This window comes from Pseudomonas sp. S2_H10, from assembly GCF_054668285.1.
Genome location: NZ_CP162754.1, coordinates 1,849,248 through 1,862,518 on the forward strand (window position 1 = coordinate 1,849,248; position 13,271 = coordinate 1,862,518).

The window sequence follows — 13,271 nt, forward strand, 5'->3', positions numbered from 1 at the left end:
GTGACGTCAGCCACGGCGGGAAATTTAGGGGGAAACCGTCAATTGGCGACTTGAGCTGCCGGTTCGTCGTGCGGCACCGGCACCACCGCAATCTTGTACGGATCGAAAATCCTCAGCATCTGGCCATTGTCCCGCAAGCCTTGCAACAACTTGCCGAAGGCCTCGCCGCTGATGGGCGCGGCCGGGCGCAGGATGGCGTAGTGGTGATAGACCTGATCGATGCGATCGGACACCAGCAGCTCTTTGGCGACATTCAGATTGCGCAAAAAATAGTCATTGAGGTAGGAGCGCGTGACCAGGGCGATGTCGGCGCGACCGCGTAATACCATCAGCAGATTGCTGTCATGAGAATAGGTCAGCGTGGCGTTGTAGTTTTGCGCCAGGTACCGGGGCTCGGCATTGAAGTTGGCGAACTCGTAGTGATAGCCGCTGAACAGTGCCAGACGCTTGCCGCTCAGGTCGGCAAAATAGCCTTGCTGCCGATCGGGCAGGCGTTGCGCGACAAAAATCTCGGCGTCTTCGAGCCCCATGTCGACGGCGCTATGGGGAATGTCTTCCCAGCCCCAGGCCGGATTTTCGAAGATGGCCATGTCGATCCGGCCCTGCTTGAAGTCACCGAAGCGCCGTGGAATGGAGGTGGGCACCAGGACAAACTGATAGTCGTTTTGCGCTGCGTTGAGGGCCTCGACCAGTTGCGGCAGCAACCCGGTATCGGCCCCGGATTCGGGGCGCACGGTGTAGGGCGGAAAGTGCGCGGCACCAATGCGCACCAGTTGCGCAGCCTGGGATGGCAGCACCGTTAATGCCGCAAGCGTCGCCAGCAAAAGCCGCGAGGCTGTCCGAATTGGCGAACCCATCAAAACAAGTCCACTCCCCAATAAAACGGCATCAATGCCTTCAAGCCAGGCGTTTTCGTCCAGTTAGCCAGTTTAATGCTGGCCAGCACAAGCCTATTGCTGGTCTTTCAACACCAGAATCAACGCTTCTTCGGCCAACTGGTCGAGGCTCATGCTGCCGCCGGCGCGAAACCAGGTGGTGGTCCAGGACAACGCGCCGGTCAGGAAGCGTCGGGTGATGAACACATCGCCGCGAACGAACCCGGCGGTCCTGGCTTCACCCAGTACTTGCAACCAGATGTCTTCATAGATGTCGCGCAACTCCAGGACCTTGGCCTGGCCCTCTTCGGACAGTGAGCGCCATTCGTAGACCAGCACCGCCATGGCCTCGCCGCTGCCGCCCATGATCGACTGCAATTCACAGCGGATCAGCGCCAGCACCCGCTCGCGCACATTGCCGGCGTCGGCGATGGCCGCACGCATCAACGCGGTATTGTAGCGTATGGTTTCTTCCATCACGGCGCGCAGGATTTCGTCCTTGCTCTTGAAGTGATGAAAAATACTCCCGGACTGAATGCCCACGGCACCGGCCAGGTCGCGCACGGTCGTGCGTTCATAGCCTTTATTGCGGAACAGGTGGGCGGCCACTTGCAGCAGCTTGCCACGGGCGCTGTCCGGGTCGGTCAACTGGCCGCCGTCGACCAATTCACGCATGACCCTCAGGGCTTTTTGCTCGTCCACCCGTTCTCTCCTACAGTCGATCAATCAATAACGCCGAGCCCCCCGAAAACACCGGGGTTGCGCGGGCAATTTAAGCTGACGGATGGAACCAAGCAAGCGCTTGGGCAGAAGAAAATCAAGTCATTTACAAACCAAGCGCTTGCTTGGTAATGTCGATACACTTCGGTTGGAGGTAGCTATGGAAAGGACTGCGCCCAAAACAATTCGCATCGGTTGCGCCAGCGCCTTCTGGGGCGATACCTCGACCGCTGCCGCGCAACTCGTGGAACACGGGCATCTGGACTATCTGGTCTTCGATTACCTGGCCGAAATCACCCTGTCGATCATGGCCGGTGCGCGGATGAAAGATCCCCGGGCCGGCTATGCGGGCGACTTCATCGAAGTCCTCGCGCCCTTGCTGCCGCAACTCGCGCAACACAACATCCGGGTCATCAGCAATGCTGGCGGGGTCAATCCCCAAGCGTGCGCCGCCGCCCTGCAAGCGGCCTGCGACAAGGCCGGGGTGGCGCTGAAGATCGCCGTGCTGCTGGGTGATGACCTGCAACCGCAATTCAAACAGCTGGGCAGCCAGGGCATTCACGAAATGTTCAGCGGCGCGCCCCTGCCATCGATGTGCGTGTCGACCAATGCCTACCTCGGCGCACCCGGCATTGTCGAAGCCCTGCGCCTGGGCGCGGACATCGTGATCACCGGGCGCGTGGTCGACAGCGCGGTGGTCAGCGCCGCGCTGGTGCATGAGTTCGGCTGGTCGTGGCACGACTACGACAAGCTCGCCCAGGCGGCATTGGCCGGGCACATCATCGAATGCGGCGCCCAGTGCACCGGCGGCAACTTCACCGACTGGCGCGACGTGCCCGACTACGAACACATCGGCTTTCCCATCGTCGAAGTCAGCGCCGACAGCCAGTTCATCGTCAGCAAACCCGAAGGGACCGGCGGGCTGGTCACGCCACTGACGGTGGGCGAGCAGATGCTCTACGAAATCGGTGACCCGCGGGCGTACCTGCTGCCCGATGTGGTGTGCGACTTCACTCAGGTCAAACTGCTGCAACAAGGCAAGAACGCGGTGCAGGTGCACGGTGCCAAGGGCCTGGCGCCGACGGCTCAATACAAGGTCAGCGCCACGTACCCCGATGGTTTTCGCTGTACCGCCAGTTGCCTGATTGCCGGCATCGATGCCGTCGACAAGGCGCGGCGCGTTGGCGATGCGATCATCAACAAGACCTCGGAAATGTTCCGCCAGCGCGGTTGGGCGCCGTACAGCGACGTGAATATCGAGTTGCTGGGCAGCGAGGCCACCTACGGTCCCCACGGCCAACGCCAGGACAGCCGCGAAGTGGTGATCAAGCTCGCCGTGCGCCATCCCGACAAGCAGGCATTGATCGTGTTCTCCCGGGAAATCGCCCAGGCCGCCACCGGCATGGCGCCGGGGCTGACCGGCATTGTCGGTGGCCGGCCGACGGTGTATCCGCTGATCCGTCTGTTCTCGTTCCTGATCGACAAAACCGCCTGCACGCTGGAGATTGATTTCATGGGCCAGCGCCACGGGTGCGCCCTGCCCGCCCTCGATGTGCTCGACCCGCTGGACCTGCCAGCCGCGCTGGCGCCGCCGAAACCGACTGGCCTGGCCGACGCCAGCGTGGCCCTGGTCAAACTGGCGGTCGCCCGCTCCGGCGACAAGGGCAACCACAGCAACATCGGTGTCATGGCCCGCGAGCCCGAATTCCTGCCCTGGATCGCCGAAGCCCTGACCCCGGAAGTGATCGTCGACTGGATGGGCCACGTCCTCGACCCGATTCATGGGCGGGTCGAACGCTGGTACTTGCCTGCCAGCCACAGCCTGAATTTCCTGCTGGAGAACGCCCTCGGCGGCGGCGGTGTCGCCAGCCTGCGCATCGATCCGCAAGGCAAGGCCTTCGCCCAGCAACTGCTGGACATCCAGATCCCGGTGCCACAGCGCATCGCCGACCAGTTCAACTAGAGGATTGCCGCCATGGCCTACGATTCGATTTTCAAAGCCGATCTGTTTGCCGGCCAAAACATCATCGTCACCGGTGGCGGCAGTGGCATCGGCCGCTGCACCGCCCACGAACTGGCGGCTCTCGGCGCCCATGTGCTGCTGGTCGGGCGCAAGGCCGACAAGCTGAAAAACGTTGCGGCGGAGATCGCCGACGACGGCGGCAAGGCCGATTGGGCGATTTGCGACATCCGCGAGGAAGAAGCGGTGACGCACCTGGTCAGCGAATTGATCCGCAAGCATGGCCCCATTCATGGCCTGGTCAACAATGCGGGCGGGCAGTACCCGTCGCCCCTGGCCTCGATCAATCAGAAGGGTTTCGAAACCGTGATGCGCACCAATCTGGTGGGCGGTTTCCTGATGGCCCGGGAAGTCTTCAACCAGTCCATGAGCAAACACGGCGGCGCCATCGTCAACATGCTCGCCGACATGTGGGGCGGCATGCCCGGCATGGGCCACTCCGGCGCGGCACGTTCGGGCATGGACAACCTGACCAAGACCGCCGCGTACGAATGGGGGCATGCCGGGGTACGGGTCAATGCCGTGGCGCCGGGCTGGATTGCCTCCAGCGGCATGGACACCTACGAAGGCGCCTTCAAGGCGGTGATCCCGACCCTGCGCGAACACGTGCCGCTCAAGCGCATCGGCACCGAATCGGAGGTCAGCGCGGCGATTGTTTTCCTGCTCAGCCCGGCCGCGGCGTTCGTCAGCGGCAGCACCTTGCGCATCGACGGCGCCGCCAGCCTCGGCGGACGCGCCTGGCCGATCCACAAGGCGACCAACAGCGAGTCGTACAACGGTTTCCACCGCGCCTACATACCCGACGTGTTGAAGGACAAGGAATAACCCATGCCGGTGATTCAGTCGTTACTCGATCCCCACAGCGAGCCGTTCGCCCGCAACCGTGTGGCGATGCTGAGCGCCATCGAACAAGTCCGCGCGCTCGAACAGAACTTGCTGAACAAGGCGGCCGAAGCCCAATCGAAATTCGAAAAGCGCGGTCAGTTGCTGCCCCGCGAACGCCTCAATCTGCTGCTGGACCCCGGCGCGCCGTTTCTCGAACTGGCCAGCCTGGCCGGCTACAAGCTGCACGACGACAAGGACGGCAGCTCCGCCGGTGGCGGCCTGATCGCCGGCATCGGCTACGTGTCCGGCGTGCGCGTGCTGGTGGTGGCGAACAACAGCGCGATCAAGGGCGGGACCATTTCCCCCAGCGGTCTGAAAAAATCCCTGCGCCTGCAACAGATCGCCATGGAAAACAAACTGCCGGTGATCACCCTCGCCGAAAGCGGCGGCGCCAACCTCAACTACGCGGCGGAGATTTTCGTCGAGGGCGCACGCAGCTTTGCCAATCAGGCGCGGATGTCGGCCATGGGCTTGCCGCAGATCACCGTGGTGCACGGCTCGGCCACGGCGGGCGGTGCCTATCAGCCGGGGCTGTCGGACTACGTGGTGGTGGTGCGCGGCAAGGCCAAGCTGTTTCTCGCAGGTCCGCCACTGCTCAAGGCCGCCACCGGCGAAGTCGCCACCGATGAAGAGTTGGGCGGCGCCGAGATGCACGCACAAACCGCCGGCACCGCCGAATACCTGGCTGAAAACGACGCCGACGGTGTGCGTCAGGTACGCGAGATCGTCGCTTTGTTGCCGTGGAACGAACAGTTGCCGCCGCGCCCCGAACGTCGCTGGGATGACCCGCTATACCCCATCGACGAACTGCTGGGCCTGATCCCGGATGACCCGAAAAAGCCCTACGACGTGCGCGAAATCATTGCTCGCCTCGCCGACGCTTCGAACTTTCTTGAGTTCAAAGGCGAATTCGATCAGCAGACCGTCTGCGGCCATCTGAAAATTCAGGGCCGCGCCTGTGGCTTCATCGGCAACAACGGCCCGATCACGCCGAAAGGCGCGAGCAAGGCCGCCCAGTTCATCCAGCTGTGCGACCAGAGCCAGACGCCGCTGCTGTTTTTCCACAACACCACCGGGTTCATGGTCGGCACCGAATCGGAACAGCAAGGCGTGATCAAACACGGCGCGAAAATGATTCAAGCGGTGGCCAACGCCCGCGTGCCGAAGCTGACCATCGTCGTCGGCGGCTCCTATGGCGCCGGCAACTATGCGATGTGCGGACGCGGCCTCGACCCGCGCTTCATCTTCGCCTGGCCCAACAGCCGCACCGCCGTGATGGGCGGTGCGCAAGCGGGCAAGGTGCTGCGCATCGTCACCGAGGCCAAACAGGCCAAGGACGGCCTGGTGCCCGATCCAAAAATGCTCGACATGCTCGAACAGGTCACCGCGCAGAAACTCGACAGCCAGTCCACGGCGCTCTACGGCAGCGCCAACCTGTGGGACGACGGCTTGATCGACCCGCGCGATACCCGGACCTTGCTCGGTTACTTGCTGGACATCTGTCACGAGGCCCAGGTGCGGCCATTGCAAGCCAACAGTTTTGGCGTAGCCCGCCTCTAGGCCGGCTCAAGGAGAACAATAAAAATGATCTTCACCCAGGAACACGAAGCACTGCGCCGCACCGTTCGCCAGTTCGTCGAGCACGAGATCAACCCCCACGTCGAGGAATGGGAAAAGGCCGGGCGCTTCCCCATCCACGACATCTTCCGCAAGGCCGGCGACCTCGGCTTGCTGGGGATTTCCAAGCCGGAAAAATTCGGCGGCATGGGGCTCGACTACAGCTATTCGATCGTCGCCGCCGAAGAGTTCGGCACCATTCATTGTGGCGGCATCCCGATGTCCATCGGCGTGCAGACCGACATGTGCACCCCGGCGCTGGCCCGGTTTGGCTCTGATGAGTTGCGCGAGGAATTCCTGCGCCCGGCCATCAGCGGCGAGCAGGTCGGCTGCATCGGTGTCTCCGAAGTCGGCGCCGGCTCCGACGTCGCCGGGCTGAAAACCAGCGCACGCAAGGACGGCGACGACTACGTGATCAACGGCAGCAAGATGTGGATCACCAACTCGCCGAGCGCCGACTTCATCTGCCTGCTGGCCAACACCTCGGACGACAAACCGCACATCAACAAGTCGCTGATCATGGTGCCGATGAACACGCCGGGCATCAGCTTGAGCTCGCACCTGGACAAGCTCGGCATGCGCAGCTCGGAAACCGCCCAGGTGTTTTTCGACAACGTACGCGTGCCGCAACGCAACCGCATCGGCCATGAAGGCGCGGGGTTCATGATGCAGATGCTGCAGTTCCAGGAGGAGCGTCTGTTTGGCGCGGCCAACATGATCAAGGGCCTGGAATACTGCGTCGACAGCACCATCGAGTACTGCAAGGAGCGCAAGACCTTCGGCAACGCGCTGATCGACAACCAGGTCATCCACTTCCGCCTGGCGGAACTGCAAACCGAAATCGAATGCCTGCGCGCGCTGGTCTATCAGGCCACCGAGCAATACATCAAGGGCCAGGACGTCACGCGCCTGGCCTCCATGGCCAAGCTCAAGGCCGGGCGGCTGGGGCGCGAAGTCAGTGACAGTTGCCTGCAATACTGGGGCGGCATGGGCTTCATGTGGGACAACCCGGTGGCCCGGGCTTACCGCGATGTGCGGCTGGTGTCGATTGGCGGTGGCGCCGACGAAATCATGCTGGGGATCATCTGCAAACTCATGGGCATTCTGCCGGGGAAAAAGAAATGAACAACCTGCCGGTTTGCCAGACGCTGTTGCTGGAACTGCACAACGGCGTGTTGCACATCACCCTCAACCGCCCGGAATACCGCAATGCGATGAGCCTGCAGATGGTCGCCGAGTTGCGCTCGGTGCTGGCCGCGGTTCGCGATAAACCAGGGGTTCGCGCACTGGTGATCGGCGGCGTCGGTGGGCACTTCTGTGCCGGCGGCGACCTCAAGGACATGGCCAACGCCCGCGCTCAAGGCCCAACGGCACACCGGGATATGAACCGGGTGTTCGGCGCGCTATTGCAAGAAGTGCAAAACGCACCGCAAGTGGTGATCACGGTGCTGCAGGGTGCAGTGCTCGGCGGCGGTCTCGGCCTGGCCTGTGTCAGCGATGTCGCCCTGGCCGATCACCAGGCACAATTCGGCCTGCCGGAAACCAGCCTCGGCCTGTTGCCGGCGCAGATCGCGCCGTTCGTGGTGCAGCGCATCGGCCTGACCGAGACCCGGCGCCTGGCCCTGACGGCCGCGCGTTTTGACGGCACTCACGCGCGGCGCATGGGGCTGGTGCATTTTGTCGAGCATGATCCGCAAGCCCTGGCCGAGCGTCTCGATGAGGTGTTGGCCCATGTGTTGTGCTGTGCGCCGGGGGCGAATGCGGCGACCAAGAAACTCTTGCTGGCGAGTGCCGGGCAGCCCTCGGATGCCCTGCTGGATCAAGCAGCTGAATGGTTCAGCGAAGCGGTGATAGGAGCCGAAGGCGTCGAGGGAACCATGGCCTTCGTGCAAAAGCGCAAACCGGGGTGGGCCTCTTAAAAGCTTCGCGAGCAGGCTCGCTCCCACATTTGCAATGTATTCCCCTGTGGGAGCGAGCCTGCTCGCGAAGAGGCCAGCACTTTCACCGCACAACTTGAGAGACGTCCCTATGCCCGGACTCAAGAAAATCCTCATCGCCAATCGCGGTGAAATCGCCTGCCGCATCCAGCGCACGGCCCAGGCGCTGGGTTATCGCACGGTCGCCGTGTTCAGCGATGCCGATGCCGATGCCCTGCACGTGCAGATGGCCGACGAAGCGGTCAACATCGGCCCGGCGGCGGTGCAACAGTCTTACCTGAACATCCCCGCCATCCTCGACGCGGCCCGGCGCACGGGGGCGGATGCGATCCATCCGGGCTACGGTTTCCTCTCGGAAAACCCATGCTTTGCCCTCGCCTGCCGGGATGCCGGCCTCACCTTCATCGGCCCCAGCCCCGAAGCCATCGAACTGATGGGCAGCAAGCGCCTGTCGAAGATCGCCATGCTCGAAGCCGGCGTGCCCTGCATCAAGGGCTATCAAGGCGCCGAACAGGACGACGCCACCCTCAGTCGCGAAGCCGCGCGCATCGGCTATCCGTTGATGATCAAGGCCAGCGCCGGCGGTGGCGGACGCGGCATGCGCCTGGTGCACGATGCCAGCGATTTGCCGGATCAGATCCGTACCGCGCGTTCCGAAGCCTTGAACGGTTTTGGCAGCGGTGAACTTATTCTCGAGCAGGCACTGGTCGAACCTCGTCATGTCGAGATCCAGCTGTTCGGTGACCAGCACGGCAACCTGATCTACCTCGGCGAGCGCGATTGCTCGGTGCAGCGCCGACACCAGAAAGTCATCGAGGAAGCCCCCTGCCCGGTGATGACGCCTGAACTGCGTCAGGCCATGGGCGAAGCGGCGCTCAAGGCCGGGCGGGCAGTGCAGTATGTCGGTGCGGGCACCGTGGAGTTTTTGCTGGATGCGCGCGGACAATTTTACTTCCTGGAGATGAACACCCGGCTGCAAGTGGAGCACCCGGTCACCGAACTGATCACCGGGCTGGACCTGGTGGCCTGGCAGTTGAACATCGCCGAAGGGCAGCCGCTGCCCTTGCGCCAGGAACAGGTGCAACTCCACGGGCACGCCATGGAAGTGCGCCTGTATGCCGAAGATCCGGCCCAGGGTTTCCTGCCGCAGACCGGGCGTGTCGTGGCCTGGGAACCGGGTCTGCAGGACGGCGTGCGGATCGACCATGGCCTGATCGAAGGTCAGGTCATCAGCCCCTTCTACGACCCGATGCTCGGCAAGCTCATCGCCCATGGGGCCACCCGCGAGGAAGCCCGGCGCAAATTGCTGCGGGCGGTGCAAGACAGCGTACTGCTGGGCGTGCAAAGCAATCAGCGCTTGCTCGCCAACCTGCTGGATCACCCGCAGTTCGCTGGCGGCGATTTCAGCACCGGGTTCATCGCGCAGCATTTTTCCGCGCATGCCTGCCTGCAACCCCACGCCCCTGACGCGCAACACCTGGCGATCGCCACCGCCCTCCTCTATCAGGCTTCGGCGCAGGCTCATCCGGCCCCGCTTTGTGGTTGGCGCAACAACGCCAGCGTACCGCTGCACTATCGCATCGGCCTTGAGGATCAGGACTGGCCCGTAGCGCTGCTCGCCATCCCGGGCGAACCGCTGCGCATTCAGGCCGCCGAACGCACCCTCGAACTGAAGATCATCCATTGCGACGGACGCTGGGCCACCCTCGAAATCGACGGTATCCGCCAACGTCACGCCTACCGTCTGGAGACCGGGCGACTTTGGTTGTTCACCCGGCCCGGCAGTCTGCAGTTCACCGATCGCACTCAAGCGCCGGTCAGCAGCCAGGCCAATGTCAGCTCCGGTACCCTCAAGGCACCGATGGACGGGGCGATTGTCGACGTCCTGGTCAACGAAGGCAGCAAGGTGACCAAGGGCCAACTGCTGGTGGTGCTGGAGGCGATGAAAATGGAGCACCCATTGAAATCGGGCGTCGACGGCGTTCTCAAGCGCTTGCAAGTCAAAGTCGGGGATCAAGTGAAAAACCGGCAGATTCTGTTGGAGGTCGAATAAGCCGCTAGGCGGAACCGCCGGGTTTGGCTACGCTCAAACCCTACAGGACGCGGATACCAGGAACCCTGCAATGCCTCATTGGCTGGTCATTGATCTGGAGGCCACCACCGATGAGGGGGGATGGCCCGTAACGGATATGGAAATCATTGAAATCGGCGCCACTCTGGTGGACCGCAAGGGACGCGAACTGGATCACTTCCAGCGCTTCGTCCGCCCTGTGCGGCGGCCGTTGCTGACGCCGTTTTGCCGCGAGCTGACGCACATCACCCAGGCAAACATCGATGCCGCACAACCGCTGGGTGAAGTCTGGCCGGCGTTTGAGCGCTGGCTTGGCCATCACCACACGCGTCTCGAAGGCTGGGTCAGCTGGGGCGATTACGATCGCAAACAACTGCTTCAGGAATGGCAGCGCCTGGGACTCGCCAGCGTGCTGGCCAACGTGCCGCACATGAACCTCAAACAGCGCTTTGCCAAGGCCCGCCGCCTGGAACGTCCGCTGGGGCTCAACGGCGCGCTGCAACTGGCCGGGCTGCAGTTTACCGGCCAGCAACACCGGGCACTGGAGGATGCGCGCAATACCGCACGCCTGCTGCCACTGGTTCTTCCGCTTTAGACAGGTGACGACTCCCGGGGCCTTGTGCATACTGGCCGGCCCTTTTTAGCCCTTTTCGAGGAATCGCCCATGTTTAAAGTCAACGAGTACTTCGACGGCACCGTCAAGTCGATCGCCTTTGGCACCGCAGAAGGTCCAGCGACCATCGGCGTCATGGCACCGGGCGAATACGAATTCGGCACCAGCCAGCGTGAAATCATGCACGTGGTCAGCGGTGCACTGACCGTCAAACTGCCGGACAGCAGCGACTGGGAAACCTTCGCCGCCGGCAGCCAGTTCAACGTACCGGCCAACAGCAAGTTCCAGCTGAAAGTCGCCGTCGACACCGCTTACCTGTGCGAATACCGTGGCTAAACCTGCGCGGCCTCTTCCAAAAAAGTCGCCGCAATAAAAATGCCCGTGTTGTCAGACACGGGCATTTTTTATTCTGCAAAAAACTACTCGAGGATCTCCACCGGCATGCCGACTTCGAGTCGACCGTTGCCGTCGTTGACCAGGTTCTGGCCGAACATTGCGCCGTCGGCCTGCGAACGGTATTTCTGCAAGGTTGCCAAGGGCTCGCGGTCGTCGCTGCGCTCCCCGGTCTGCGGATCGATAGTGGTCAGGATGCAACGTGAACAGGACTTGACCACGCGGAACTCGACCTCGCCGATACGGACACGCTTCCAGCCGTCCTCGGCGAAGGCTTCACTGCCTTCGATCACCAGGTTTGGCCGGAAACGCAGCATCTCCAATGGACGCCCGACCCGTTGCGACAAGTCCTCGAGGGAGGCCTGGCCAATCAGCAGCAGCGGATAACCATCGGCGAATGCCACCTGATCGTCGTCCTTGCCGAACCCGGCCTCGGTCATCCGCGCCCGATCCAGCGGCACTTGCACCAGGCGTGTCGGCTTGCCAATGAACCGGCTGACCCAAGCCCCTGCTTCATCGCCTGCATCGGGGACTCGCAAGGTGTCGCGCCAGATGGTCACGCCACGCAGCTCTGCATCACTGCCGGGCAAAGCGATGTCGATCGGCGAATGGCCGGCTGCACTGAGGGTCAAGCCGCCTGCGGCATTCCACAACGCCGACAACTGGCTCATCTGCGCCACCGCACGCTGGGTCAGGAAGCGACCGCTGGCCTCATCCACCAGCATCCAGCGGCGATCGCCGTCCAACCCGAGTTTATCGAGACCGATCTGTTGCAGGGCCTCACCCCTGGCGGACTTCAACGGATAACGATACAACGCGCTCAGACGCAACATGGCCAGCTCCCTGGTTAGCAAAACGCCACCCTATACGAGCTTGAAGGCCGAATCAAAGGCTGACGAGCACCCTGTGGGAGCGAGCTCGCTCGCGATTGCGGTAGGACAGTCAACATTGATGCTGAATGCAATATCGCCATCGCGAGCAAGCTCGCTCCCACAATGATCGTATCTTGATCAGGCCGGTACTTCGTCCAGCATCAGGCGCTGACGGACCACGTCGACGAGTTTGTCCGGCTGGAACTTGGAGAGGAAATTGTCGCAGCCGACCTTTTTCACCATCGAGTCGTTGAAGCTGCCGGACAAAGACGTGTGCAGCACCACGTACAAGCCACGCAGGCGCGGGTCGTTGCGGATCTCGGTGGTCAGGCGATAGCCATCCATTTCCGGCATTTCCGCATCGGTGAAGACCATCAGCAGCTTTTCGGTCATGTCCACGCCGGTGTCGGCCCAGGCCTTGAGCATGTTCAACGCCTTCAACCCGTCGCTGGCGATGTGCATCTTCACGCCCAGTTGTCCCAGGGTATCGCGCAACTGCGCCAGGGCGACGTTGGAGTCATCCACCAACAGCACTTCACGGCCACGGGCGCGTTCCAGTACCGGATCTTCAAGTTTTTCGCGAGAGACCTTGGCGTTGTACGGGACGATTTCGGCCAGGACCTTTTCGACGTCGATGATTTCCACCAGTTGATCATCGACTTTGCTGATGGCCGTCAGGTAGTGCTGGCGGCCGGCGCTGGTCGGCGGCGGCAGGATGGCTTCCCAGTTCATGTTGACGATCCGGTCAACGCCACCGACCAGGAAGGCCTGCACCGAACGGTTGTATTCGGTGACGATGATCGTGCTGCCAGGCCCCGGCACCAAGGGACGCATGCCGATGGCCTGGGACAGGTCGATCACCGGCAGGGTCTGACCACGCAGGTTGACCACGCCGCACACGAAAGGATGGCGCTGCGGCATCAGCGTCAACTTTGGCAGTTGCAAGACTTCCTGTACTTTAAAGACGTTGATCGCGAACAGTTGTCGTCCGGCGAGGCGGAACATGAGAATTTCCAGGCGATTCTCACCCACCAGTTGCGTGCGTTGGTCTACCGTGTCGAGAATGCCGGCCATCAATGACTCCTGGTCTTGTTCGGATGAATCCACTTGAAGAAGGTTATCGGCTGTCTTTGCCGAAGCTTGACCCTCGCTAAAATGCCACGCGCAGGCATTGATGTCACATTAACATCATGCTTAACTGACGCTGCAGTTACATCTCATCCGCCGCACTTCAACGCCTCGCGACCCCGGTTTTCGTGAAAGGTTCC

General features: G+C 62.3%; 12 protein-coding genes. 8 read left to right on the plus strand and 4 right to left on the minus strand.

Annotation, left to right across the window (positions count from 1 at the left end; genetic code table 11):
- Nucleotides 1–38: 38 nt before the first annotated feature.
- Nucleotides 39–857: a substrate-binding periplasmic protein gene (locus AB4O16_RS08010; protein ID WP_460157482.1), complete on the minus strand. Its 819-nt coding sequence runs from the start codon at nt 855–857 to the stop codon at nt 39–41.
- A gap of 93 nt (nt 858–950) precedes the next feature.
- Complete coding sequence (locus AB4O16_RS08015) at nt 951–1,577, minus strand: TetR/AcrR family transcriptional regulator (RefSeq protein WP_460157483.1); 627 nt, start codon at nt 1,575–1,577, stop codon at nt 951–953.
- Nucleotides 1,578–1,755: 178 nt separating this feature from the next.
- Here AB4O16_RS08015 and AB4O16_RS08020 point away from each other — a divergent pair, with 178 nt between their 5' ends.
- The 8 genes from AB4O16_RS08020 to ppnP all read left to right on the plus strand — a co-directional run bounded on the left by AB4O16_RS08020 (nt 1,756) and on the right by ppnP (nt 11,074).
- Entirely contained in the window at nt 1,756–3,558 is a 1,803-nt protein-coding gene (locus tag AB4O16_RS08020; RefSeq protein WP_460157484.1) for an acyclic terpene utilization AtuA family protein, read from the plus strand.
- Nucleotides 3,559–3,570: 12 nt separating this feature from the next.
- Nucleotides 3,571–4,440: an SDR family oxidoreductase gene (locus AB4O16_RS08025; protein WP_460157485.1), complete on the plus strand. Its 870-nt coding sequence runs from the start codon at nt 3,571–3,573 to the stop codon at nt 4,438–4,440.
- A gap of 3 nt (nt 4,441–4,443) precedes the next feature.
- Nucleotides 4,444–6,060 carry a geranyl-CoA carboxylase subunit beta gene (gene atuC, locus AB4O16_RS08030; protein ID WP_460157486.1) on the plus strand — a complete coding sequence of 539 codons (1,617 nt, stop codon included), beginning with the start codon at nt 4,444–4,446 and terminating at the stop codon, nt 6,058–6,060.
- 24 nt (nt 6,061–6,084) lie between these two features.
- On the plus strand, nt 6,085–7,242 hold the full coding sequence (gene atuD / locus AB4O16_RS08035) for a citronellyl-CoA dehydrogenase (protein ID WP_160388947.1): 1,158 nt from the start codon (nt 6,085–6,087) through the stop codon (nt 7,240–7,242).
- Nucleotides 7,239–8,036, plus strand: coding sequence for an enoyl-CoA hydratase-related protein (locus tag AB4O16_RS08040; protein WP_460157487.1), 798 nt, complete (start codon nt 7,239–7,241; stop codon nt 8,034–8,036). The genes atuD and AB4O16_RS08040 overlap by 4 nt, the downstream gene beginning before the upstream one ends.
- Before the next feature lie 109 nt (nt 8,037–8,145).
- Nucleotides 8,146–10,107, plus strand: coding sequence for an acetyl/propionyl/methylcrotonyl-CoA carboxylase subunit alpha (locus AB4O16_RS08045; RefSeq protein WP_460157488.1), 1,962 nt, complete (start codon nt 8,146–8,148; stop codon nt 10,105–10,107).
- Nucleotides 10,108–10,177: 70 nt separating this feature from the next.
- Nucleotides 10,178–10,720 carry a 3'-5' exonuclease gene (locus AB4O16_RS08050; RefSeq protein WP_150718148.1) on the plus strand — a complete coding sequence of 181 codons (543 nt, stop codon included), beginning with the start codon at nt 10,178–10,180 and terminating at the stop codon, nt 10,718–10,720.
- A gap of 69 nt (nt 10,721–10,789) precedes the next feature.
- On the plus strand, nt 10,790–11,074 hold the full coding sequence (gene ppnP / locus AB4O16_RS08055; protein WP_007940055.1) for a pyrimidine/purine nucleoside phosphorylase: 285 nt from the start codon (nt 10,790–10,792) through the stop codon (nt 11,072–11,074).
- Between the two features lie 83 nt (nt 11,075–11,157).
- On the opposite strand, the gene AB4O16_RS08060 is transcribed toward ppnP, so the two are convergent.
- Nucleotides 11,158–11,964 carry an MOSC domain-containing protein gene (locus AB4O16_RS08060; protein ID WP_160389335.1) on the minus strand — a complete coding sequence of 269 codons (807 nt, stop codon included), beginning with the start codon at nt 11,962–11,964 and terminating at the stop codon, nt 11,158–11,160.
- 177 nt (nt 11,965–12,141) lie between these two features.
- Complete coding sequence (locus AB4O16_RS08065) at nt 12,142–13,077, minus strand: chemotaxis protein CheV (RefSeq protein WP_160389334.1); 936 nt, start codon at nt 13,075–13,077, stop codon at nt 12,142–12,144.
- Nucleotides 13,078–13,271 lie beyond the last annotated feature (194 nt).

Coding starts and splice junctions, on each gene's coding strand:
- ppnP (WP_007940055.1), top strand. CDS start 10,790: ATGTTTAAAGTCAACGAGTACTTCGACGGCACCGTCAAGTCGATCGCC.
- AB4O16_RS08065 (WP_160389334.1), bottom strand. CDS start 13,077: ATGGCCGGCATTCTCGACACGGTAGACCAACGCACGCAACTGGTGGGT.
- AB4O16_RS08010 (WP_460157482.1), bottom strand. CDS start 857: ATGGGTTCGCCAATTCGGACAGCCTCGCGGCTTTTGCTGGCGACGCTT.
- AB4O16_RS08020 (WP_460157484.1), top strand. CDS start 1,756: ATGGAAAGGACTGCGCCCAAAACAATTCGCATCGGTTGCGCCAGCGCC.
- AB4O16_RS08050 (WP_150718148.1), top strand. CDS start 10,178: ATGCCTCATTGGCTGGTCATTGATCTGGAGGCCACCACCGATGAGGGG.
- AB4O16_RS08040 (WP_460157487.1), top strand. CDS start 7,239: ATGAACAACCTGCCGGTTTGCCAGACGCTGTTGCTGGAACTGCACAAC.
- AB4O16_RS08060 (WP_160389335.1), bottom strand. CDS start 11,964: ATGTTGCGTCTGAGCGCGTTGTATCGTTATCCGTTGAAGTCCGCCAGG.
- AB4O16_RS08025 (WP_460157485.1), top strand. CDS start 3,571: ATGGCCTACGATTCGATTTTCAAAGCCGATCTGTTTGCCGGCCAAAAC.
- AB4O16_RS08045 (WP_460157488.1), top strand. CDS start 8,146: ATGCCCGGACTCAAGAAAATCCTCATCGCCAATCGCGGTGAAATCGCC.
- atuC (WP_460157486.1), top strand. CDS start 4,444: ATGCCGGTGATTCAGTCGTTACTCGATCCCCACAGCGAGCCGTTCGCC.
- atuD (WP_160388947.1), top strand. CDS start 6,085: ATGATCTTCACCCAGGAACACGAAGCACTGCGCCGCACCGTTCGCCAG.